27 protein-coding genes and 2 pseudogenes are annotated in these 23,426 nt (G+C 33.7%); 22 read left to right on the top strand and 7 right to left on the bottom strand.

Features of this window, described 5'->3' with window-relative positions; all coding sequences use genetic code 11:
- Nucleotides 1-23: 23 nt before the first annotated feature.
- The 12 genes and pseudogenes from ACFVRR_RS17995 to moaC all read left to right on the top strand — a co-directional run bounded on the left by ACFVRR_RS17995 (nt 24) and on the right by moaC (nt 10,292).
- Nucleotides 24-1,139, top strand: coding sequence for an RNA-guided endonuclease InsQ/TnpB family protein (locus tag ACFVRR_RS17995; protein ID WP_387331499.1), 1,116 nt, complete (start codon nt 24-26; stop codon nt 1,137-1,139).
- Nucleotides 1,140-1,319: 180 nt separating this feature from the next.
- A complete protein-coding gene (locus ACFVRR_RS17990) occupies nt 1,320-1,799 on the top strand; it encodes a helical membrane plugin domain-containing protein (RefSeq protein ID WP_129688351.1) in 480 nt (159 codons plus the stop codon).
- 154 nt (nt 1,800-1,953) lie between these two features.
- Nucleotides 1,954-2,745, top strand: a complete 792-nt coding sequence (fdhD, locus tag ACFVRR_RS17985; protein ID WP_387331497.1) for a formate dehydrogenase accessory sulfurtransferase FdhD — start codon at nt 1,954-1,956, stop codon at nt 2,743-2,745.
- A gap of 46 nt (nt 2,746-2,791) precedes the next feature.
- Nucleotides 2,792-3,817, top strand: a complete 1,026-nt coding sequence (gene moaA, locus ACFVRR_RS17980) for a GTP 3',8-cyclase MoaA (protein WP_387331355.1) — start codon at nt 2,792-2,794, stop codon at nt 3,815-3,817.
- 397 nt (nt 3,818-4,214) lie between these two features.
- Nucleotides 4,215-5,355 (top strand): annotated as a pseudogene (tnpB, locus tag ACFVRR_RS17975) (IS200/IS605 family element RNA-guided endonuclease TnpB).
- 249 nt (nt 5,356-5,604) lie between these two features.
- On the top strand, nt 5,605-6,621 hold the full coding sequence (locus tag ACFVRR_RS17970) for a molybdopterin-synthase adenylyltransferase MoeB (protein WP_387331353.1): 1,017 nt from the start codon (nt 5,605-5,607) through the stop codon (nt 6,619-6,621).
- A gap of 19 nt (nt 6,622-6,640) precedes the next feature.
- Nucleotides 6,641-7,930, top strand: a complete 1,290-nt coding sequence (locus ACFVRR_RS17965) for a molybdopterin molybdotransferase MoeA (protein WP_387331351.1) — start codon at nt 6,641-6,643, stop codon at nt 7,928-7,930.
- 43 nt (nt 7,931-7,973) lie between these two features.
- Nucleotides 7,974-8,444 carry a molybdenum cofactor biosynthesis protein MoaE gene (locus tag ACFVRR_RS17960; protein WP_387331349.1) on the top strand — a complete coding sequence of 157 codons (471 nt, stop codon included), beginning with the start codon at nt 7,974-7,976 and terminating at the stop codon, nt 8,442-8,444.
- A complete protein-coding gene (gene moaD / locus ACFVRR_RS17955) occupies nt 8,441-8,677 on the top strand; it encodes a molybdopterin converting factor subunit 1 (RefSeq protein WP_097974136.1) in 237 nt (78 codons plus the stop codon). Before ACFVRR_RS17960 ends, moaD begins: the two co-directional genes overlap by 4 nt.
- Nucleotides 8,678-8,710: 33 nt before the next feature.
- Nucleotides 8,711-9,205 (top strand): MogA/MoaB family molybdenum cofactor biosynthesis protein, encoded by a 495-nt coding sequence (locus tag ACFVRR_RS17950; protein WP_387331347.1) that lies wholly within the window; start codon nt 8,711-8,713, stop codon nt 9,203-9,205.
- Nucleotides 9,202-9,774, top strand: coding sequence for a molybdenum cofactor guanylyltransferase (locus ACFVRR_RS17945; protein ID WP_387331345.1), 573 nt, complete (start codon nt 9,202-9,204; stop codon nt 9,772-9,774). The genes ACFVRR_RS17950 and ACFVRR_RS17945 overlap by 4 nt, the downstream gene beginning before the upstream one ends.
- Nucleotides 9,775-9,809: 35 nt before the next feature.
- Nucleotides 9,810-10,292, top strand: coding sequence for a cyclic pyranopterin monophosphate synthase MoaC (gene moaC, locus ACFVRR_RS17940; RefSeq protein ID WP_387331343.1), 483 nt, complete (start codon nt 9,810-9,812; stop codon nt 10,290-10,292).
- Nucleotides 10,293-10,332: 40 nt separating this feature from the next.
- Here moaC and ACFVRR_RS17935 read toward each other — a convergent pair whose 3' ends face one another.
- Together ACFVRR_RS17935 and ACFVRR_RS17930 are read right to left on the bottom strand one after the other, a co-directional pair.
- A complete protein-coding gene (locus ACFVRR_RS17935; protein WP_097974143.1) occupies nt 10,333-10,689 on the bottom strand; it encodes a Na-translocating system protein MpsC family protein in 357 nt (118 codons plus the stop codon).
- Nucleotides 10,690-10,852: 163 nt separating this feature from the next.
- A pseudogene (locus ACFVRR_RS17930) lies at nt 10,853-10,930 on the bottom strand (helix-turn-helix domain-containing protein); the annotation flags it as partial.
- 168 nt (nt 10,931-11,098) lie between these two features.
- On the opposite strand from ACFVRR_RS17930, the gene mobB reads away from it, so the two are divergent.
- The 3 genes from mobB to ACFVRR_RS17915 all read left to right on the top strand — a co-directional run bounded on the left by mobB (nt 11,099) and on the right by ACFVRR_RS17915 (nt 13,123).
- Nucleotides 11,099-11,632: a molybdopterin-guanine dinucleotide biosynthesis protein B gene (gene mobB, locus ACFVRR_RS17925; protein ID WP_387331341.1), complete on the top strand. Its 534-nt coding sequence runs from the start codon at nt 11,099-11,101 to the stop codon at nt 11,630-11,632.
- A gap of 46 nt (nt 11,633-11,678) precedes the next feature.
- Nucleotides 11,679-12,335, top strand: a complete 657-nt coding sequence (modB, locus tag ACFVRR_RS17920) for a molybdate ABC transporter permease subunit (RefSeq protein ID WP_387331339.1) — start codon at nt 11,679-11,681, stop codon at nt 12,333-12,335.
- Nucleotides 12,336-12,475: 140 nt separating this feature from the next.
- A complete protein-coding gene (locus tag ACFVRR_RS17915; RefSeq protein WP_387331337.1) occupies nt 12,476-13,123 on the top strand; it encodes an MOSC domain-containing protein in 648 nt (215 codons plus the stop codon).
- Nucleotides 13,124-13,432: 309 nt separating this feature from the next.
- On the opposite strand, the gene ACFVRR_RS17910 is transcribed toward ACFVRR_RS17915, so the two are convergent.
- Complete coding sequence (locus tag ACFVRR_RS17910; RefSeq protein WP_387331335.1) at nt 13,433-13,702, bottom strand: hypothetical protein; 270 nt, start codon at nt 13,700-13,702, stop codon at nt 13,433-13,435.
- Between the two features lie 377 nt (nt 13,703-14,079).
- Between ACFVRR_RS17910 and ACFVRR_RS17905 the strand changes: the two genes are divergently transcribed.
- Nucleotides 14,080-14,952, top strand: a complete 873-nt coding sequence (locus ACFVRR_RS17905; protein WP_387331333.1) for an ROK family protein — start codon at nt 14,080-14,082, stop codon at nt 14,950-14,952.
- 23 nt (nt 14,953-14,975) lie between these two features.
- Nucleotides 14,976-15,920 carry a mannose-6-phosphate isomerase, class I gene (gene manA, locus ACFVRR_RS17900; RefSeq protein ID WP_387331331.1) on the top strand — a complete coding sequence of 315 codons (945 nt, stop codon included), beginning with the start codon at nt 14,976-14,978 and terminating at the stop codon, nt 15,918-15,920.
- Nucleotides 15,921-16,089: 169 nt separating this feature from the next.
- Here the strand turns inward: manA and ACFVRR_RS17895 are convergent, their stop codons facing one another.
- From ACFVRR_RS17895 to ACFVRR_RS17885, 3 genes are all read right to left on the bottom strand, one after another.
- Nucleotides 16,090-16,608: a cysteine hydrolase family protein gene (locus ACFVRR_RS17895; protein WP_387331329.1), complete on the bottom strand. Its 519-nt coding sequence runs from the start codon at nt 16,606-16,608 to the stop codon at nt 16,090-16,092.
- A 118-nt stretch (nt 16,609-16,726) separates the two neighbouring features.
- Nucleotides 16,727-17,611 carry an RCC1 domain-containing protein gene (locus ACFVRR_RS17890; RefSeq protein WP_387331327.1) on the bottom strand — a complete coding sequence of 295 codons (885 nt, stop codon included), beginning with the start codon at nt 17,609-17,611 and terminating at the stop codon, nt 16,727-16,729.
- 79 nt (nt 17,612-17,690) lie between these two features.
- Nucleotides 17,691-18,326, bottom strand: coding sequence for a pentapeptide repeat-containing protein (locus ACFVRR_RS17885; protein WP_387331325.1), 636 nt, complete (start codon nt 18,324-18,326; stop codon nt 17,691-17,693).
- Between the two features lie 279 nt (nt 18,327-18,605).
- Here ACFVRR_RS17885 and ACFVRR_RS17880 point away from each other — a divergent pair, with 279 nt between their 5' ends.
- Nucleotides 18,606-18,992: a spore coat protein gene (locus tag ACFVRR_RS17880; protein WP_387331324.1), complete on the top strand. Its 387-nt coding sequence runs from the start codon at nt 18,606-18,608 to the stop codon at nt 18,990-18,992.
- A 302-nt stretch (nt 18,993-19,294) separates the two neighbouring features.
- On the top strand, nt 19,295-19,663 hold the full coding sequence (locus tag ACFVRR_RS17875) for a DUF4180 domain-containing protein (RefSeq protein ID WP_387331322.1): 369 nt from the start codon (nt 19,295-19,297) through the stop codon (nt 19,661-19,663).
- 3 nt (nt 19,664-19,666) lie between these two features.
- Here ACFVRR_RS17875 and ACFVRR_RS17870 read toward each other — a convergent pair whose 3' ends face one another.
- Entirely contained in the window at nt 19,667-20,209 is a 543-nt protein-coding gene (locus ACFVRR_RS17870) for a helicase (RefSeq protein ID WP_387331320.1), read from the bottom strand.
- Between the two features lie 149 nt (nt 20,210-20,358).
- Between ACFVRR_RS17870 and ACFVRR_RS17865 the strand changes: the two genes are divergently transcribed.
- From ACFVRR_RS17865 to megL, 3 genes are all read left to right on the top strand, one after another.
- A complete protein-coding gene (locus ACFVRR_RS17865; protein WP_387331318.1) occupies nt 20,359-21,057 on the top strand; it encodes an aspartate/glutamate racemase family protein in 699 nt (232 codons plus the stop codon).
- A 598-nt stretch (nt 21,058-21,655) separates the two neighbouring features.
- Nucleotides 21,656-21,787 carry a hypothetical protein gene (locus ACFVRR_RS17860; RefSeq protein WP_282439847.1) on the top strand — a complete coding sequence of 44 codons (132 nt, stop codon included), beginning with the start codon at nt 21,656-21,658 and terminating at the stop codon, nt 21,785-21,787.
- A 414-nt stretch (nt 21,788-22,201) separates the two neighbouring features.
- On the top strand, nt 22,202-23,398 hold the full coding sequence (gene megL / locus ACFVRR_RS17855) for a methionine gamma-lyase (protein ID WP_387331315.1): 1,197 nt from the start codon (nt 22,202-22,204) through the stop codon (nt 23,396-23,398).
- Nucleotides 23,399-23,426: the final 28 nt, after the last annotated feature.

The raw sequence follows: 23,426 nt of genomic DNA, 5'->3' as shown, positions 1-23,426 counted from the left end.
CTATTACAAGTTGGCACAAATCAATGATTCTTGCGAAGAGAATCAGATTAAGGCCAACTAAAGAACAAGAAATACAATTTTGGAAATCAGTTGGTACAGCTCGGTGGGCATATAATTGGGCATTGGCTAAGCAGGAAGAAAATTATAAAACAGGTGGGAGGTTTATTTCTGACGGCATATTAAGAAAGGAATTAACTGTATTAAAACAAACTGATGAATTTTCTTGGTTGTATGAAGTATCGAATAACATTACAAAGCAATCGATAAAAGATCTTTGTATTGCTTATGGAAAGTTCTTTAAAGGGTTAGCAGATAAACCACGATTCAAAAATAAAAGAAAATCAAAACCATCCTTTTATAACGATAATGAGAAGTTGAAAGTAAAAGAAAAGAAAGTGTTGATTGAAAAAGTCGGTTGGATTGTAGCTTCAGAAGTAATACCGGATGAAAAATACTATAATCCTAGAATAAGTCACGATGGGAAATACTGGTATCTTTCTGTTAGTGTTGAGGTTTTAAAAGAATCAGTTGTACTAACAGATCTCTCACTTGGTATTGACGTAGGGATAAAAGAACTAGCTGTATGCTCAAATGGCACCAAGAAGAAAAATATTAATAAAACAAGCACTATTAGAAGTGCAGAGAAACGCCTACGTAGGTTGCAGCGTCAAGTTTCTCGTAAATATGAAATGAATAAGGAGGGAAACCGTTTTGTCAAAACAAGCAACATTATAAAAATCGAAAAGAAGATACAACACCTCCATAGAAGGTTGACAAATATCAGACTAAATCATCTTCATCAATCCACGAGCGAAATCGTGAAAACCAAACCATATCGCATCGTAATGGAAACTTTAAACATCAAGGGAATGATGAAGAATAAGCACTTGTCAAAAGCAATCGCGAAGCAATGTTTATGTAAATTTAAACGCCAAATTCAATATAAATGTGAAAAATATGGCATTGAATTTGTTGAAGCTGATAAATGGTACCCATCTTCTAAAACGTGTTCAAGTTGTGGGAATTTGAAAAAAAATTTAAAACTATCAGACCGAATTTTTAAATGTGAATGCGGTCATGAAATAGATAGAGATTTTAACGCTGCAATCAATTTGTCACGATATAAATTAGTAATCTGACACTTAGAAGTCACTACTGATATGTAGGATTTGTTGTATCCGAATTTACGCCCTTGGAGTGTTATATCAAACGAAAGTAGCTTCGGCAAAATCGAACACGTAGAACAGGGAAATAAACAAGATCTATAAAAATAATAGGTTTTTAGTGGTTTTTATAAGTTTTTGGCAACGGGAAAAAAGATGGCACAACCAATCACGACGATTCAAAAATACGTACCAACTAAGGAAGAGCAAAATCAGCAGAAACTAGAGGATTTGAAGCTTTTATTAGCAGAAAATGAAGACTCATTAAATAAAATTTTAAATATCGTTTCTGAATTAAATGATACGGGTGTCCTTGAAGCTGCAAATTCAATGCTACAATCGAAAGAGAAGATTACAAAAATTGCTTTAGGACAAATGAACCGCGAGCCAGTCACGAATATCATCAATAATATAATGGGAGCTGCTGGTGCACTTTCAAGTGTGGACCCAGAGTTAACAACAAAGCTGATCAATTCCGTAACAAAAGGAATCGATGAAGGAAATAAACATCTTGAAAAGGATGATAAAGTAGGGATTCTTGATTTAGTAAAAGTTTTAAAAGATCCTGATGTAAATCGTGCAGTTGGTTTTGGGATTAATTTTCTAAAAGGTATGGGAAAAGGTCTAAAAGAATAATAGAAAAAACAATTTGTATTTAATAGAAAAGAGTTTAATAATAGGAGATGAACCTTTTAATCAAAAAACGAATTGAAAGGTTCATCTCTTAATGAATATTTTTTTGAGAAAATACGATATAAAAAATAGTTCAAGAAGAAGGGAATCTTTAACGATGCTACCAACTGAAGTGAGAAGAAGAATTCTCCGCTTTGAAAATGGTGAAACAAACGATATTGAAGACAGCGTTGTCACAGAATTTCCCGTTACGGTAAAAATTAATGGACAAGAATTGGTTACGATGGTCTGTACCCCAGAATATATCGAGGATATGGTCGTAGGATTTTTAGCATCCGAAGGGGTTATCCGTAAATACGAGGATATTGAAAACATATGGTTCCAAGAAAAAGAAGGCTTCGTCCATGTAAAAACAAAGAATATTAATCCTTATTATAAAGATATTCAAAGTAAAAGATATATTACATCATGCTGTGGAATGAGTAGACAAGGGTTTGTTTTTGTAAATGATGCATTAACTGCAAAAAAAATGAAAGAAGTGAATGTTCAACTATCATTTCAGGATTGTTTTCGATTAATGAAAGAAATGCAACAGTCCGCATTTTTGTTTCATGAAACAGGTGGAGTGCATAATGCAGCTTTATGTGATTTAAATGGGATTGTTTTGAATAGAATGGATATTGGTAGGCATAATGCTTTAGATAAAATTTATGGATATTGTCTAAAAAATAATATTCGTATTTCAGATAAAATAATTGTTTTTAGTGGGCGATTATCTTCTGAAATTTTATTAAAAGTAGCTAAAATTGGTTGTGAGGTCATTCTAACTAAATCAGCTCCAACAGAATTAGCTCTTCAATTAGCTGAAGAATTAGGTATTACGACAGTGGGATTTATTCGAAATCAGTCACTTAATGTATATACTCATTCAAAGCGGATTCTGAAATAGAATCTTAAAAACAATTTATGAAATAAAAAGAAGTGAGGCAATGGTTATGAAAAATGTTGCATTGGATAAACATCATCGACCTTTACAGGATTTACGTATATCTGTTACCGATCGCTGCAATTTTCGTTGCCGTTATTGTATGCCGGAAGAAATTTTTGGTCAGGACTATTCTTTTTTATCACAAGATAAAATACTATCCTTTGATGAAATTGAAAGATTAACGCGTATTTTTGTATCTTTAGGGGTAAGAAAAATTAGAATTACTGGTGGAGAACCTTTATTACGTAAAAACTTACCTAAACTGATTGAACGATTAAATAAAATAGATGGTGTTGAAGATATTGCTTTAACAACAAACGGTACTTTACTTAAAAAGTTTGCAAAGGATTTATATGAAGCTGGTTTAAGAAGAGTGACCGTAAGCATAGACTCTCTAGATGAAGAACGATTTTCATATATGACTGGTAATCGAGGAAATGTCATGTCTGTGCTTGAAGGGATTCAAGCTGCTTCTGCTATCGGAATGAAGGTTAAAATCAATATGGTTGTTCAAAAAGGCAAGAATGAACAAGATATTATCCCGATGGCACAATATTTTAAAGAGAAAAAACATATTCTTCGTTTTATTGAGTATATGGATGTTGGAAATTATAACGGCTGGAGGCTCGATGAAGTAGTAGGAAAAAAAACAATCATCGATACGATCAATGAAGTCATGCCATTAGAATTTAAAGAAGCTAATTATGTAGGAGAAGTTGCGAATCGATATCGTTATAAAGATAGTGATGAGGAAATTGGCATTATTTCTTCAGTGACCGATTCATTTTGTTCAACTTGCACAAGAGCACGTATATCTGCAGAAGGCAAATTATATACTTGTTTATTTGCAACAAAAGGTTATGATTTAAAAGAATTGGTAAGATCTAACCAAGATGATGAACAAATAAAAGAAACCATTCTTTCGATATGGAGCAATCGAACTGACCGTTATTCAGATGAGCGATTAAGTAATACGAAAAAAATGAATGATAAATCATCACATAAAATTGAAATGTCCCATATAGGTGGTTAATCATTACCAATAATAGAAGGTTTGGAGCTTATGCAATTTCTGTATAATGCTTTAACTAAAAATTAGAAAGTGATGATTGGTATCTCTGTTCGTTTAGCAGAGAAATTAAGCAGCATTCAGAACTCCTTATATGATGAGGATTTCTTAATGCTGCTTTATTTATCATTATTCGACAGAAGACGCCTTCCTAAGGTTACGTGAAGTTGTGACAACACAAGTAATAGGTGGGAGATGAATGTCGGCTAGGAGTGCTTATGTCTAAAGGCTTTTTTGTTGTCTGCTTCAGAACTCAATAATCTGCTCAGTCTAAAGTAAAGAAAGGCTATATCTGGTGGTTCTCCCATCAATGTAGTTAAGAAATAGATTAAAAATCAAGGAATGAAGTGAGGTGAAAACAATGCTAGTCAATAAAGCATATAAATTCCGTCTCTATCCAACTAAAGAACAGGAAACATTAATCGCCAAAACGATTGGATGTAGTCGTTTTGTATTCAATCACTTTCTAGGACAATGGAAAGACACATACAAAGAAACTGGCCAAGGATTAACATACAATTCTTGTTCTGCTGAATTAACAAAATTGAAAAAAGAATTAGTATGGCTTAAAGAAGTTGACAGTATTGCGCTTCAATCCTCACTGAAAAACCTCGCAGATTCGTATTCGCGATTCTTCAACAAGCAGAATAATGTACCACGCTTTAAGTCTAAAAAGAATCGAGTTCAATCCTATACAACAAAAGAAACAAACGGCAATATTGCCGTTGTCGGAAACAAAATGAAACTTCCTAAACTCGGTCTTGTGCGTTTTGCTAAAAGTCGTGAAGTACATGGTCGTGTTCTGAATGCGACCGTTAGACGAACTCCAAGTGATAAGTGATAAATACTTTGTTTCCATTCTTACAGAAGTAGACGTACAACCAATGGAGAAAACTGAATCATCGATTGGAATGGACTTAGGCATCACTGATTTTGCCATTTTTTCTGACGGTCGTAAAATTGACAACAATAAATTTACTGCCAAAATGGAAAAGAAACTAAAACGTGAACAGCGAAAACTTTCAAGACGTGCGTTACATGCTAACAAGAATGGGATTAGCCTTCTTGATGCAAAAAACTATCAGAAACAAAAACGAAAAGTCGCTAGATTACACGAAAGAGTATTGAATCAACGTGACGATTTCCTTAACAAGTTGAGTACAGAAATCATCAAAAACCACGATCTAATCTGTATCGAAAACCTGAATACGAAAGGAATGTTACGTAATCACAAATTAGCCAAATCAATCTCTGATGTATCATGGTCTGCATTTTTAGCGAAATTAGAATATAAAGCAACATGGTACGGTAAAACAATCATAAAAGTGAGTAAATGGTTTCCATCCAGTCAAATATGTTCCGATTGTGGGCACCAAAATGGTAAGAAACCTCTTGCAATCAGGGAATGGACCTGTCCAAATTGCCAACAACATCATGATCGTGATCTAAACGCCAGTAAAAATATTCTAGTTGAAGGCTTACGAATATTATCTTTGGCCTAAATAAACATAGAACCGTAGGAATCTACGGGGATAGCTTGGCAAATAAGAGAAGCCTCTGCTGGTAAAGAAATAACACTAGCAAGTATGCTCTGTTCCCAAGAATCTCCCACTTCAATCAACCTGTAAGGGTGTTAAGTGGTGAGTAGTTCAATAGAGAGAAAACAAGAAAAGCAAAAAAATTGGTGAGGATACCCGGAGAAAACTTTTTATCTCTTTCGCTAGGTCCTGCTCTTTAATGGAGGATATCTTATGTCAGAACGTTATTCGCGTCAGCAGCTTTTTACCCCGATTGGTGAAAATGGACAAGAATTAATTAGAAAGAAGCATGTTTTAATTGTTGGGGCAGGTGCGTTAGGAAGTGCTAGCGCGGAGGCACTTGTTAGAGCTGGAATTGGAAAGTTAACTTTAATTGACCGAGATTATGTTGAAATGAGTAACTTGCAAAGGCAACAGCTTTATACCGAAGAAGATGCATTTGAGAAATTGCCGAAAGTAATTGCCGCTAAAGGGCGTCTCCAAAAAATAAATTCAGATGTGATTATCAATTCACTAGTAATGGATGCATGTGCAGATAATATGGAAGTCCATTTGAAGGACACTGATGTTATGATTGATGCAACAGATAATTTTGATATTCGCTTTATCATAAATGATTTATCACAGAAATATGACATTCCGTGGGTGTATGGCTCTTGTGTTGGGAGCTTTGGTATGTGTTGCACGATTCTACCTAGTAAAACTCCTTGTTTAAACTGTATATTAAAAAGTTTACCAGTACCTGGTGTGACTTGTGACACAGCTGGAGTCATTAGTCCTGCGGTACAATTAGTAGCGGCATACCAGGTTGCTGAAGTTTTAAAACTATTAGTTGAGGATTATTCAGCGGTTAATCCAAAATTTCTTACATTTGATTTATGGAATAATCAGCATTATTCCTTTAAAGTGACGAAACTCAAATCAGATGATTGTCCTTCATGTGGAACAAATAGGACGTATCCTTATTTAGCCTTTGAAAATCAAACGAAAACAAGTACACTTTGTGGGCGAAATACGGTTCAAATTAGGCCTTCAACGACTAAAAATTATGACTTTAATGAACTAGAAATTCAACTAAAACAACACGGAAAAGTTCAACGAAATCCTTATTTGATCTCTTGTCAGATAGAAGATTATCGATTTGTTGTTTTCCAGGATGGAAGGGTTTTTGTTCACGAAACAAATGATATACAAGAAGCTAAAAAACTATATTATCGTTTATTAGGTTAATAATGAGAGGATGAAAAGAATGGTTGAAAAACGCGTACCACTACCGATCGAAGAAGCAGTTCGTAAAGTGATGGATTTTGCCAAACACGGATCACAAGAAATGGTATCAATCGATTTAGCATATGGACGAGTACTAGCTGATGATCTACAAGCTGATCAGGATATACCTGCTTTTGACCGTTCTCCATATGATGGCTTTGCGATTCGAGCGGAAGATACTATTCTTACAAGCAATGAAAATCCAACAATCTTTGAAGTAGTTGGCGAAATTGGGGCTGGTTCAGTTTTTCCAAATGAAGTAGGACCATTACAGGCCGTTCGTATTATGACAGGAGCTCAAATACCACAAGGTTGTTCCGCCGTTGTCATGCTTGAATTAGCGAAAGAGATAAAAACTGAAGGTAAAACGTTTATTGAAATTAAACGTTCTTATCAAAAAGGCGATAATATTTCATTCCAAGGGGAAGAAACGCTTAAAGGTGATATTCTTGTTAAAAAGGGAACTGAAATCAACCCGGGCGTGATCGCTTTACTTGCTACATTTGGATATAGTCAAGTTCCTGTAGCGAAAAAGCCAGTCATCGGAGTCATTGCAACAGGGAGTGAGCTTCTAGATGTGGGTGAACCGCTTGAACCTGGTAAAATTCGCAATAGTAATTCTTATATGGTTCTCGCTCAAATTCAAAAAGCAGGTGCAATCCCTAAATATTTAGGAAAGTTTAGCGATGATTTGGATACTTGTTTTTCAGAAGTTCAAAATGCCCTAGAGCAAGTTGATATTCTAATTACAACTGGTGGAGTATCTGTCGGTGATTATGACTATTTACCAGATATTTATGCAAGATTAGGTGCTACAGTTTTATTTAATAAAATTGCCATGCGTCCAGGAAGTGTAACAACAGTAGCGCATTTTGAAAATAAATTATTATTCGGTTTATCTGGAAATCCTTCTGCTTGTTTTGTTGGATTTGAGCTATTTGTTAGACCGATTATCCAAACTTATTTATTTAACGAAACACCACATTTAAAAAGAGTCAGTGCAATTTTAGGAGAAAACTTTCCAAAACCAAATCCTTTTACAAGATTTGTAAGAGGTAAAATTGTTTATCGCGAAGGTAAATTAACAGCCATTCCAGCAGGTTTTGATAAGTCTAGCGCCGTATCTTCATTACCATATACGGATGCTTTTATTGTATTACCTGGAGGAACTAGAAAATATGAAAAAGGTATGTCGGTCGACTTATTATTATTAGAAGACCATGAAGGAAGTAAATGGCCTTGGTATGACTTCATACCTGCTTATAAGTAAATAATTAGAACACTATTAATTTAAGAAAAGTGAAGTGATTTACTTGGAACAAACATTATTTAATATTGTCAATACACCGATTGTTGTTGAGGAAGTTTCAGATAAAGTAAAAAGTAGAAATGCAGGAGCCATTACTGTTTTTATTGGTACAGTTAGAGAGTTAACAAAAGGAAAAAAGACTTTGTCGCTAGAGTATCAAGCATATGAATCAATGGCCGTAAAAAAACTTGCCCAAATTGGTGATGAAATCAACGGGAAATGGCCAGAAGCTATTGTTGCGATTACTCATAGAGTTGGAAGATTAGAGATTAGTGATATTGCCGTTGTGATTGCAGTTTCCTCTCCGCACCGTAAAGTTGCATACGAAGCAAATGAATACGCAATCGAACGAATTAAACAAATCGTTCCGATCTGGAAAAAAGAGTTTTGGGAAGATGGTACGATGTGGATCGGTGACCAATTAGAAAATACACCATACCAAGAAGGAAAACCAAGTGTGGAGGAATCAAAATGATTAAAGTATTATTATTTGCTCATTTACGAGAGAAAGCTGGAACTGATGAATTAACAGTGACCGATAAAAATGGAATCAACGTTAAAGAGTTAAAAAACTGGCTTATGGCTAACTATGATTTACCACAATTGAATCAGATTATGACTGCAGTAAATGAAGAGTTTGTAACGGATGACGAAATTGTAAATGATGGAGATACTGTTGCTTTTATTCCACCAGTAAGTGGGGGTTAATGGATTTTATCAAGCTTGAAAGTAGGTAGAATGATGCATAAGCATAATGAAAAAGCGATTGTTAACGCAGCGGTTTTAACAGTTAGTGATACTAGAACTGTTGAAAATGATGAGAGCGGTAAATTAATTAAAGCTTTATTAGATGAGCAAAAACATATCGTCCATGATTATAAAATCACAAAAGATGAAATAGCATTGATCGAAGCGATTGTTAGATCATGGAGTGAAGATGAAACGATTCAAGTTATGATCATAACGGGTGGTACTGGTTTTACGAAAAGAGATGTTACATATGAAGCAATTTCAAAAATACTTGATAAAGAAATGCAAGGATTTGGAGAATTGTTCCGTTCATTAAGTTATACAGAAATTGGTCCAAAGGCTATGTTTAGTAGAGCAATCGCAGGTAGCTTTCACGATAAAGCGATCTACGTAATTCCAGGTTCAAAAAACGCAGTAAATCTAGCAATGACAAAATTAATTTTACCGACATGCCAACATTTTGTGGAAGAATTAAATAGGCAATGAATATAGCTGGCGTCGTTTTAGCAGGTGGAAAATCATTCCGTTACGGTAAACCAAAAATGTTTGAAACGTTTAAAGGCAAATTATTGTATGAATATAGTGTAGAAGTCTTAAAGGAAAATTCGATTTCACCAATTATCATTTCCACGAACGAAAAACTAGTTCCTTATTTTAGTAAAAATGATCATCTAGAGTTTGTCACAGAGGGAGAAGCTAAAGAATACCAAGGACCTTTGTATGCGATGTACAATGCATTTTCCAACATACCAAACAAAGACTGGTATTTTGTCCTAGCATGTGACACACCTTTTATTACAGCTGACTTTGTAAAAAACATGATCGAAAGGGCAGAAAATACGAACGTTGATGCAATCGTTCCAATCCAGTCCGATAAACTTCAACCACTATTTGCGCTCTATCATCGAAATTGCATCGAAAAAATGAAAGAGATTTTAGATAAAAACAATCGAAAAGTTCAGTTATTATTCAGTGAAGTAAATGTTATGACTGTTCAATTTTCAAATGACGATCTCATTTTTAAGAATATAAATAGTCCGAGTGACTGGATTTAATTTGTCAAATTTAAGACTTACCTGGAGGTACTCGCATGAGTGAATTTTCACATTGGAATGAAGAAGGAAGACCTAAAATGGTCGATATATCAGAAAAAGACATCACTACTAGAATTGCGATTGCACAAAGTACAATTTCGATTTCAACGGAATTATATGAAGCAATTCAAAATGGATTAATTAAAAAAGGTGATCCACTAAATGTTGCACAAATTGCTGGAATTATGGGAGCTAAAAAAACTTCTGACATTATTCCAATGTGTCACCCAATCGCACTTTCAGGAACTGACTTTACATTCGAATATGTAGAGGCACCTAATGGATATGATTTAATCATTCGTGCGACAGTGAAATGTAGTGGGAAAACTGGAGTTGAAATGGAGGCACTTACAGCTGTAAGTGTAGCTGGCCTTACATTTTACGATATGTGTAAAGCCGTTGATAAAAGTATGGTCATAAAAGAAACGTTTTTAGTTCAAAAAAAAGGTGGTAAAAGCGGCGACTTTTTCCATAAATAAGATTGGAACATAAGCTTAATTGATTAGTAGCATCGACGATCTAATCAATTAAGTTTTCTAATTTTTTATCAAATACAAAAACTGAAATCGCAATATCTTCTTCAACTTTCATATCCGAGAAAAGATTGATAAACTTTGCATCAACGATTTCTTCTAGCTTAACTGGATGATTTTTCGCATATACATCTTGAATCATCTTTGTTCTAGCATTATGTACGATATCACGCCCTTCAGAAGTTTGAGCGATAAATAGCTCAGTAGGTGTTAGATTTCCATACAAAGTTGAAACAGCCATATTTTCAACAAAAACAGTATGGATTCTTTCAGGGCCTTTACCAAATAATTCTTTACGCAGTTTTCGTATATAGTCATTAAATTCATGGATGACTTTAGACATTACATATACCCCTTAACTTAATTCTCGTTTATCTTATCATAAAACAATGATTAGCAATTTTAAAGAAAAAAACTTTTAGTTAACATCTTCTTTAAGACTTTACTAAACTGCTTCACCATCAATACAAGAATCGATTAAATTGATTTTTGTATTAATGGTGTCATCCGATTGTTTTATTGATAAGAACCACTTGTTCCTTATTCGGATAAATACGGAATTTGTAAGCCTTGTTGACTAACACTGTTTTTCACCTCGTATTACAAGAACATTTGTTCCTATTGTATCATGGAGAGGAAAGTTTTGGCTATCGCCAACCGACATTCATCTCCTCCTTATCGTTAGTCTTTGCCCTTCACACGATTGAAGAGGGAGTCTTCTGTCGGAAAATAATAAAAAGGAATTGAGAGCGATGAAAAAGTACTATTCCATTTTGCAAATTGTAGGCTATCAAAATAGTGGGAAAACAACACTTACTGAAAAACTCATTAAAAAGGCCAATCACCAAGGATTATCAGCTGCTACTATAAAACATCATGGTCATGGCGGTGCGCCTGATTTAGAAATAGAACGTAAAGACAGTAGTCGTCACTTGGATGCTGGAGCAATCGTTTCTAGTGTTGAAGGTGATGGTGTCTTGCAATTAAGAACAAATTTTATCAATTGGGATTTAAAGAAAACAATTGAATTATATCGCTTTTTTTCAACAGATATTATTTTTATTGAAGGTTATAAAAGGGAAAGTTACCCAAAAGTAGTATTAATAAGAAGTGAGGAAGATCTGAATTTACTCGATTCATTAACGAATATTATTTGTGTGATCAGCCATTTTGAGATTGAAGAGGGTAGATTGAAAGATTATCAATATTTCCATCTTTATGATGAAGAAAATTATTTAGATTACTTGATGAATGAAATGTCAAAAGGTAATTTCATAGAGGATTAAAAAAATAGATGAAAATAAATGGTTTATTTTGAAATGAGGAATTTAATTGTTTGAAGAGTTTTTAATTCCCCTTAAGATTTCCATTAAGGTTACAATCGTGGCAGGATTTATCGTTATTATTTTAGGGACTATAGCTGGAAGAATTCTCTCTATGAAATCCTTTAAAGGTAAAACACTTCTAGAAACAATTTTAATGTTACCTTTAGTTCTTCCTCCTACAGTTGTAGGGTTTTTACTATTAGTCATTTTCGGAAGACAAAGCTTCATTGGAAAAATGATTGAATGGGTATTTAAACAACCAATTGTTTTTACATGGTGGGCCGCTGTAATTGCATCCATTATTGTAGCATTCCCACTTATGTATCAATCTGCAAAAACTGGATTTCAAGGTGTAGACAATGAGATTGAAGAGGCAGCTAGAGTTTGTGGTGCAAATGAATGGAATGTTTTTTTCTTAATTTCAATTCCACTTTCATTAAAAGCCATTATCTCAGGAAGTATATTAAGCGTTGCAAGAGTACTAGGGGAATTCGGTGCTACACTTATGTTTGCTGGAAACATACCTGGAAAAACACAAACTGTCCCGACAGCAATTTATTTAGCAATTGATGTTGGAAATATGAAAATGGCTTGGCTATGGGTGCTTTCAATGATCGTAATTTCTTTTATTATGCTGTTAGTCGTACAGTTGAAACAAAAATGATTTTGGAGATTGGTATTGTCTCAAATTAGTATATAATGCTGTATGTAGGGCGTTTTTCCTTTTTATTCCAAAAAATTAATTTACATAAAATAAAACCCAGTTTTACAATTAGAAGTTAAAAAAATGAGAGGGTGGAAGGTATGGCAAATAAAGTTGAGTTAATTAACCTTGCAGTAGGATTACCGAGTAAAATGGAATATGGCGAAAACAAAGAAATGATAACGGGTATTTGTAAAGAAGGAATAGAAGAGGTTTACTTATCGAAAGAAGGCTTTAAAGGTGATGGAGTAGCTGACTTAAAACATCACGGTGGGCCAGACCGAGCTGTATGTGTATATCCATATGAACATTACGAACTTTGGGAAAAAGAGTTTAATCTAAATTTACCACTTTCAGCATTCGGAGAAAATATTACTGTCACAAATATGTTAGAAAAAGAAGTATGCATTGGCGATATCTACCAAATTGGCGAAGCGATTATACAAATTACTCAAAGCAGAATACCTTGTGACACAATTACAAGAAGAACGAATGTAGCACTTAAGAGAATCGTAGAAACTGGATTTACAGGCTACTTATGCCGTGTATTAAAAGAGGGAACAATCAGAAAAGATTCGAATATTGAATTAATCGAAACTCAAAAAAATAAAGTTTCCGTTCTTTATTGTAACGAGATTTATTTCCATGATCCAAAAAATGTTGAAGGAATAAAAGCGATATTGGAAGTTCCTGAGTTAGCCGAGGATTGGAGAATTCGGTTAAATAAGCGTTTGGAGAGTTTAGTTTAAATAGTAGTTTACGGGAAGTCGCCTTTTGCTAGAGCGGCTTCTTTTTATATTAAAAGTCTTTTTTATATTTAGATTCCTCCTAGAAATAACTACTAATACAATCTCATTTTCTATTATATGGAAAATTGACATCATTCCATTTTTACGAGTATAAATCATTCAAATTTATTTTTGAAATGCAAAAGAACATCTATCCTATTATAGGCAGGGACAGATGTTCTCGTAAAAGAAATTGAAGATTATCCTATCATTCAATCAATTCCTAGTAGAGGAAAAAAAATCGATTTTCCTTTTTTCCGTTTTTTGAACTTAAAAGTTCCACCATCTGTCACTACGACGTCCGGAATTATCTCGTCTTTCATCGTCGCAACGATCTACTGCACGACAGAAGTCTTCTTGATCAACTGTGATTCTCGCATTAAACGTAACCTCGTTATTTCTTCTATTATTTCTATTATTATTTCTATCATTAAATCTTTCGTTATTTCTATCATTAAAAAATCTTTCATTATTTCTATCATCAAAAAATCTCTCGTTATTTCTCTCATTATTTCTTCCATTGTTACAGTTGCAACTCATTATAACACTACCTTTTCCTTTAATTTCATCCCGATATCTTATGATTGGACAAGCAAAATGATATGGACAAGTGTTTGATTTTAATAAATATGTTAATCATTTTCATGGATTTATTTAGCTTAGGATTGCAGAAATCGATTAAATAGGTATTAAATTTACGGAAAAGGAAGTCGCTCGAGGGAGAGGGGCTTCTTTTTTTTGTACATGTTTCATAAGTATATATGGATTAAAAATATATTTCGTCAAATAAATCATGTTATTAATCGCATGATTTTCTTTAAAAATTGTTTCTATATACAAAAAAAGTAAGGAGAGCTTCTAACTACTTTAAATAATGTAAGGTTTAACTAGTTGATCTTAATTGGAGGTAATGGCGAATGTTAGGTGCAATCGAGGCAGGTGGAACAAAGTTTGTTTGTGCAATCGGAGATGAAAATGGCAATTTAATTGAGCGTATTCAATTTCCAACAACAGTGCCAGAAGAAACGATTTCACAAGTAGTTGAATTTTTTAAGAACTATCCTATAAAAGCAATTGGTATTGGATCATTCGGTCCGATTGATGTAAACGAGAAGAGCTCTACTTACGGATCGATTACGTCAACTCCTAAAATGGCTTGGCAGGGCTTTCCTTTCGTACAAGCAATTAGTCAGCATCTTTCTGTTCCAATTGGATTTAATACGGATGTGAATGCAGCTGCACTAGGTGAAGCTACTTTTGGTGCAGCAAAAGGGTTAGATAGCTGTTTATATATAACAATTGGTACGGGTATAGGAGCTGGAGCTGTCGTAAATAGTCATTTACTTCAAGGAATCACACACCCTGAAATGGGACATATATTAGTGAGACGTCATCCAAATGATGAGTTTGTAGGGAACTGTCCATACCATCGTGATTGCTTAGAAGGCTTAGCTTCTGGACCTGCAATTGAAGCACGTTGGGGACAAACAGGTTCAAATCTGATCAATCGAAAAGAGGTTTGGGATTTAGAAGGATATTATATTGCCCAAGCACTTATGCAATACATATTAATTCTTTCACCTAAGAAAATCATTCTTGGTGGGGGCGTAATGAATCAAATGGAAGTTTTTGAAAGTGTTTACAAATATTTGAAAGAGCTAGTTTGCGATTATGTTAGTTTACCAGAATTGAATGAGTATATTGTACCACCTAGTTTAGGAAATAACGCTGGAATTATCGGAGCTCTTATGCTTGCACATAATGCTTTAAATAAAAATGCACTAGTTTAATTAGCCTATAGGAGGAAATTAGTATGCAACCATTATTTTTAAAACCAGTATTTAAAGAACGAATTTGGGGTGGAACAGCTTTAAAATCAGATTTTAACTATAATATACCAAATGAAAATACAGGTGAATGCTGGGCAATTTCAGCTCATCCTAACGGTGCATCCATTATTGAAAATGGACCATTTGCAGGTATTGCATTAAATGAATTATGGAAAAAGCAACCGGAGTTATTTGGTCACCCAAAGGAAGACGGTTTTCCACTTTTAACGAAAATATTAGATGCAAATATGGATTTATCTGTTCAAGTACATCCTGAAGATTCTTATGCTAAGGTTAATGAAAATGGTGATCTCGGTAAAACAGAATGCTGGTATATTCTTAACTGTAAAGAAGATGCACATATGATATTTGGCCATAATGCCAAAACAAAAGAAGAACTAATTAACCAAATTAAAGAAGGCGAGTGGTCAAATTTACTTCGCCGAGTAAAAATTAAGCCAGGTGATTTTTTCTATGTCCCAAGTGGTACCATTCATGCATTATGTGAAGGAACTCTCGTATTAGAAACACAACAAAGCTCTGACACAACTTATCGGGTTTACGATTATGACCGAAAAGACCATGATGGAAATTTAAGAGAGCTTCATTTAAATAAAGCAATTGATGTAACAACAGTTCCTCATCAAGAAACAGAAGTGGAATTTAAGACAGAGGAAAAAGAAAATTTAAAGATTAATACATTTGTAGATTCGGAATTTTTCACCGTATATAAATGGGATATTACTGGTAAAGCTTATTTAACTTATAAAGATCAATATTTACTTTTAAGTGTAATAAACGGTAATGGAAAACTGATCCATAGCGGAGAAGAATATAGTTTATCAAAAGGCTTGAACTTCATCATACCTGTTGGATTTGGGGAATTTGTTTTAGATGGAGATTGTGAAATAATTGTTTCGCATACTTAAGAAATAAGGGAAAACAAAGACATCTCTTCAGAGGATTCCCAGACTGAATGCAAGCGTTTGCCTAATGAGGCGTGAATTTAACTAAGACGTATAAAGCACCACAGAAAGGCGAGGCAAAGAAGAAAACGAGCGTTTATTTTAAAAAAAAGGCAGCTTATTAGCTGCCTTATTAAAATTCAACTTCACTAGTAGTTTTAGGATTAGCTAACCAGCGCAGTGTCTGATTATGGTGTTTAATAATTTGCTCTGCTGTAAGCTCATCTGAATCCCATGTACTATGAGCATCTGTAACAAGTGTAACTTCATAGCCATTTCCAAAGGCGTTTCTAGTCGTTGTATCAACACAGATTTCTGTTTGAATTCCCGCCATGACTAAGTGATTAATTTCTTGTTTTGCCAGCTCTTCTTTTAAATTCGTATTAAAAAATGAGTCTGGTGTTTTTTTATGTATAATGATATCTCCATCAATTGGAGCAATATCTGACTGAATTTCCCAACCAGGTGTACCGTATTCAAGTGGAGAGCCCTCTTCAGAATGCTGTATATAAAATATTGGCGTATTCGTAGCTCTTGCTTTATCGATCAATTTGTTTAGATTATTTAATAATGTTTCTCCGTTATATACCGGATTAGATTCGGAGAACATAAAAGCCTGTACATCAATTACTAAAAGAGCTGTTTTTTTCATTAATTAATCTCCCCTTAGAATTGGATATTTTTTACACCTTATAGAAGAAAATATATCATTATTAACAGTAGAGGAGAAGGGTTATTTTCAGAAAATTTTTGCTTGTTGTTATTTAAAACTATTTTTCGGATAGTTGGATACCGTGCCAGCTACTTACATCACATTGGCCAAATTCATTACTACCTACAGCTACAACTGTTCCATCTGATTTAAGTCCTAGAGTATGTGTGCAACCCGCCGAAATCGCTACAAAATCGCACCAGTCACTTACATTACATTCGCCATGTCTCTTCAATCCGGTAGCCATAACTGAGCCGTCCGCTTTAAGTCCAATCGTATGATTACTACCAGCCGAGATCGCAACAATGTCGTGCCATTCGCTTACATCGCATTGACCATCCTTATTCAATCCGATAGCAACAACCGTGCCGTTTGATTTAAGCCCGACCGTATGAAGATAACCCGCAGAAACCGCAACAATATCATGCCACTCACTCACTTTACATTGGCCATACCGATTATTGCCTACAGTTGTAACTGTGCCATCCGATTTAAGTCCGACAGTATGCCAGTCACCTGCCGCAATCCCAACAATGTTGTGCCACTCACTTACATTGCACTGACCATCGTTGTTTCGACCTACAGCTACGACCGTACCATCTGATTTAAGTCCAACGGAACGACGCCAACCAGCCGCAATTGCCACAATATCGCACCAGCCGCTTACATTGCATTGTTCATGCTTATTCCATCCTACAGCAACAACCGTTCCGTCGGATTTAAGCCCAATCGTATGAGAATTACCCGTGTGAGCGTTACCAGCAGCAACCGCAACAATATCGCGCCAATCGTTTACTTCCAGTTTGCCATATTTATGATCACCCACAGCTGAAACAGTACCATCTGATTTAAGCCCGACGGAATGACGATAACCTGCTGCTATAGCATCTTTAGTCCACTTTTTCACTTTTAACTCCGTTTTGTTCGGTGAAGGATAATCCATGTTTTTACCTCCAATTACTAACAGGATTTAAATCGTAATTCTAATTAAAAATCTTAAGATTTAATCAAATACACTACTTTTAATCTACAATCTTTAAACCCATCAATGCTGCAAATTGAACGGCTTGAGTTGATGAAACTTTACAGCCATTTAGATTACTAATTGAAACGGTTAATTCATTAAAAGTAGAACTACTAATATCAATACCATTAAGAGAGGTTTGTTCAAAATTTGCTCCATCAAGATCACATCGATTAAAATCAATTTTCTTGAATTTACAATCATAAAAATCAGTACTTTTTAGAACAGAGTCACTAAAAATTACTTTTTCTAGTTTTGAATCTCCGAATAGGGACAAATTTAAAACAGAATTTTCAAACTGTACATTTCCGATGCTAGATTCCGTAAAATTTGCACCAACTAATTTACAATTTTTAAAGATAACTTTGTGGATAGAAGAATTTCTCATATTGCAATTTGATAAATCACAGTCTTCAAAATATACATCAGTCATACTGATATTTTTAAAATCAGTATTCGTAAATTTACAATTTTTGATAACGGCTTTATATAAATATACTCGATCTACAACTTCATTTTCAAAAACAGATCCAGAAATCTCACACATTCCTAATTCTGGATCCTCTTCATAAAAAATATCATAAAAATTTCTAGTTATTAATTCTTTGGGGATAGTAGGTGTATCAATTTTCATAGTGATTCCTCTCTTTAAATAAGTTGGATGAAACTTACATCCATTAGATTTGTTACTCAATACTATAAAGAACTTTGAGTTTTAAAAAAAGACTTTTAATTTTATTAGGTCTGTGTACAAAACAGCTTATTTTTTCTTGGTCTTAATTAGATGGCTTATTCCAGCTTGCCATTAAAAAAATCGAAATCTTTAAAACTTCCATATTTATACTAGGATACTTGTCCAATCTACTTTCTAGTATTTTGAATAAATTATATTAAAATATCAGGAGGTGATTTTATGCATTCAATCCGTCCGGTTGCTAGTGTAACTGAAAGACAAAGATCTTTTAATAGATTAGAAAATGCACAAGCAGAAGTTCAAAGTTTAGTAATTCGCGATTCACACACTGTTACAGTTGCTCAAACTGAAGCTCAAGCTTTAGTTTTAGTACAAGCTTCACTACAAGCTGCAATTGAAGCTGTAATTCTTATTTTTGGTGATGATCCAAGAATTAGTCAATTACAAAGAGTTGCTCAATCCTTAGAAAACCTTCAATTACAATCACAATCTGTTGTAATTGAAAATTCAGATGGAATTGTTGTCACACAAACTGAACTGCAAATTGAAGTAGTTATTCAAGCTGCAATTCAATTATTAGCACAATTAGTAGCAAAACTTGGCTAATATATTTGGAGAAGAAAAGGACAAAATTTAAATGTCCTAAACCTATTCAAATTTATTAAATGATTTTTGCTAGGGTTTATGACTTTTTTTGAAGCTGCTGGTAGTCTCCCGTCTTCAAAGAAAGTTATCCTGATTTAGATTTTAATACCATCTATTTTTATCAATCCGACAAAAATAGATGGTATTTTAGTGTTCATCTATCATTAATTATTAATAATAAAAACAATAGTATCGCTTCACGCTACATATTCTTTGTTTTAAAATAGTAGAAATAATAAAAACTTTAAAAGGGGGTAGAGTAGATGAATATTAAAACAACTGAAGTAAATGGACATCTAATTGCAATCGCCAATGTAGATTCAGTAATTCTTACAGATGAGCAAAGTGCTTTAGATCTTCTTATGACAATAAGCTATAATCATAAAAGTAGTCGTATAGCACTTACCAAGGAAGCAATTTCAGAAGATTTTTTCAATCTTAGTACAAAACTTGCAGGTGCGGTGCTTCAAAAATTCGTTAATTACAATATTAAGTTTGCGATTATAGGTGACTTTTCCAGTTATACAAGTAAGTCACTAAAAGATTTCATTTATGAATGTAATAAAGGGAATAATGTATTTTTTGTTTCAACAGAACAAGATGCAATTGATCGATTATCTAAAGCAAACTAATCACTATTTTTGACAAAATATAAAATGATCATCGTTGTTCCAAACGTGTAGATGATCAGCACGGTATCCGCGAAGCCATAGTACACCATTAATTCGTCTAATGTAAAAACCTTTCGGAAAATCTTCATCTTCAGATAGTGCCTCAGATGCAATTGTGATTGAACCGGATGGAGCTTGATATTGCTTTTTAGAATTCCCTATAAAAAAACCTTCTGGTTGATCTAAATACGATAGTCTTATGTAAGGTCCTAGTTCAAGAGGGCACAATTCCAAATTTAGTTCCTTTGCTTTTTGATATATTTGAGGTGTTGTAGCTCCTTCTAAAAATCCAAGATTACCAACTGTTAGTTCAACTGTTTGAAGGCTATACTTTGTATTTGATACTGTAAAGTGATCATCTTTTAATAGCATCTCACCATATTCATTTATCGAGATAGAGGCTTGTTGTAGTTTCTCGTTTAACTGTGATTTCGTATGGCCACCAATCTCTACTATTCTAGTAATATATGGACAATTAGGGTATATTTTTTCTTTTTCAATCTGCATTTTGTTCTCTCCTACTTCATATTATTGTGCTTAAACTATTCAATAGTTGTCGATAAATTTCCTTGTTAAACTAAGAGATAATAATAGGTCTTGAAGTTTATGATGAACAGATGAGTAAAAATTTAAAAAGAAATTGGAGTTGAATGTTGATGAAAACAATCGGACTGATCGGTGGTATGAGTTGGGAATCTTCGTTACTGTATTATCAAATTATGAACGAACGTGTGAAAGAAAAGCTAGGTGGTCATCACTCCGCAAAAAGCTTACTGTATTCAGTCGATTTTCAAGAAATTAAAACGCTTCAGTTTGAGGATCGATGGGATGAGTTAACGAAAATTATGATTGATATTGCTAAAAAGCTGGAGACAAGTGAGGCAGATTGTCTTGTTATTTGTACGAATACAATGCATAAGATGGCAAAGGAAGTTGAAGAATCAGTCAAAATTCCTTTATTACATATTGCTGATGCAACTGCTAAAGAAATTGTTAATAGCGGAATTAAAAAAGTTGCTTTGTTAGGAACAGCATTTACAATGGAGCATGATTTTTATAAAGGAAGATTAATTGAGCAGTTTGGTTTAGATGTTATCGTCCCAAATGAAGCTGAAAGAAAACGAATACATACTATAATTTATGAAGAACTATGTCTCGGAATTGTAAAAGAGGAATCTAAGCAAGTTTATTTAAACATTATCGATCATTTAATTGAACACGGAGCGGAAGCGGTTATTTTGGGATGTACTGAAATAACGATGTTAATTTCTCAGGAAAATTGCAGGATCCCTGTCTTCGATACGACAAGACTTCATGCAGAAAGTGCTGTGGATTTTGCTTTAGGTATTCAATAATAAAAGAAACCCGCAAGGTATAAAATATTTCCTTGTGGGTTTTATAAGAAGGAAGTTTAGGAAAGTAAATAAAAAGTAGATGTTATTTCTATCTGAAATAACACCTACCTTATTTGGACCGAAATCTACATAAATGAAATTTTTCATAATAGCTTGTATTACTTTTAAAATCAATTCGGGGGAATAAGTGGAAAGGAAAGTTTAGGAGAAGAAGTTTCGAATTGAAAAGTACTAATTTTAGATTAAATTTAAGGCTAGAAGAAGTAATTATAGGGATGACTTTATAATCAGTAATAAAATGTTGTAGAAAATCTTCGTTACATAGACTCGGTAATAAATGTGATCAAAAAATACATCTAATGAAATAGATATTATATTAAATGGTCGAAAGCAAGAGTTTGTTCTAGACACTGAACTATTTTGTACAAGTTTTTTTATGAAAAAAAGAGGAAAAAATAAAAAAACTACGAACTATTATAATTACTAATTCATTCGTTAATCGAAGTACTTTTTTCATTGAAAATTGGATATGTATTTTATTAAGTAAGTTTGTTAACAATACGAAAATTAAATAAAATTTACTAAAGAGGTGTAGTCAATGAGCTTCCATGATCCAAACGAATTTGATGAATTGATACCAAATGATACCGATTTAAATTTTATTAAGAAATTTCCAGAAGTTGAAGAAGCGATTGGAATTGATGAAATTCTGAAGTGGTTAGAAGATTAACGAAATAAGAATATTTAAAAATAAAAAAGTACTTTCTAGATTTTTAGAAAGTGCTTTTTTTCATGATCGATTAAGATAAAAGAATCAACCTTGTTAAAGAGGATGATTCTTTTTTTGATAATTTCTGTATGAGTAATTCGGAATATTATAGGGAAAAAGTCAGGTAGGAAATTTCAGTGGATAAATAGTAAGAACCAATGGATATTTGATTATTTTGATACTTTCTATTTTGAATTAAAGTCTTATTTTGGATTAAGAGTGTGTAATTCCACCTATAGTATGACTTCTTAAAAGGTATTACTTTCCTATATATAGAAGTAGTCTGAGTGAATATTTTGTAAGGGTTTTCATTTTAGTTTTTTGCTTTAATTAACGTTTGATCAAAATGCACTTAACTAAGGAGGCTAATTAGAAATGATGAAAAATCAGTTTGATACAAAGTTGATTCACGAAGGCTACAAAACTAGTGAGTATAACGGGAGTTTAACTCCTCCATTATTTCATACGTCTACCTATACATTTCCTACTGCACAACATGGAGAACAGTCCTTTGCTGGAGAAAGAGATGACTTTATTTATTCAAGGTTAGGAAATCCAACCGTTCAGATTTTGGAAGAACGAATGGCTGCCTTAGAAGAAGGAGAAGTAGCGTTAGCATTTGGTTCTGGAATGGCTGCTGTGTCTGCTACAATTCTCTCTTTAATTAGCACCGGTGAGCATATCTTATGTTCAAAAGGCATATACGGATGTACGTATGGTTTTTTAGAAATGCTTGAGAGCAAATTTGGAATTGAACATAACTTTTGTGAAATGGATACGGAGGAAGAAATTCAAAACTTAATCCAAGAAAACACGAAAGTTATCTTTATCGAAACTCCGATCAACCCTACAATGAAAGTCATTGATATTGAAATGGTTGTCGAAGTTGCAAAGAAAAATAATATTAAAGTAGTAGTTGATAATACATTTTGTTCACCTTATTTACAAAAGCCATTAACACTAGGCTGTGACATTGTGCTACATAGTGCAACGAAATATATTAGTGGTCATGGTGATGTAGTTGCAGGAATTGTTGTTTGTAAAACAAAAGAGCTAGCTGATCGAATGATCCCCATCCGAAAAGATATAGGAGCAATTATGTCACCATTTGATGCATGGCTTCTGCTTCGAGGATTAAAGACATTAGCAGTTCGAATGGACCGTCAATGTGAAAATGCAAAAAAGATTGTTTCATTTTTACAATCACATCCAATGGTAAAGAATGTATTTTACCCTGGAGATTTTAAAAGTCAAAATTATTTTATTGCAAGTAAGCAAATGAAAAAAGGTGGAGGAGTCTTCGCATTTACGTTTGACGGGACAAAGGAAGAAACACAGGAATTTATTAACCATTTAGAAATGATAAAAATAGCAGTAAGTCTAGGAGATACAGAGACACTAGTACAGCATCCGGCGACGATGACACATGCAGTCGTTCCAAAAGAGTTGCGAGAAAAAATGGGCATTACAGAAAATATGCTACGCATGTCAGTTGGTTTAGAAGCATGGGAAGATATCGTAGCCGACTTACAACAAGCTTTACTTAAATCTAGTAGCAATACAGTTTGTTAATCAAGGGTTGATGAAAAAGTACTTTCTA

Origin of the sequence: Gottfriedia sp. NPDC057948 (assembly GCF_042887255.1) — a bacterium.
In the GTDB taxonomy this organism is placed as follows: domain Bacteria; phylum Bacillota; class Bacilli; order Bacillales; family Bacillaceae_G; genus Gottfriedia.
The sequence above is the reverse complement of the archived record's forward strand: the minus strand, read 5'-3'. Positions and strand labels throughout refer to the sequence as shown.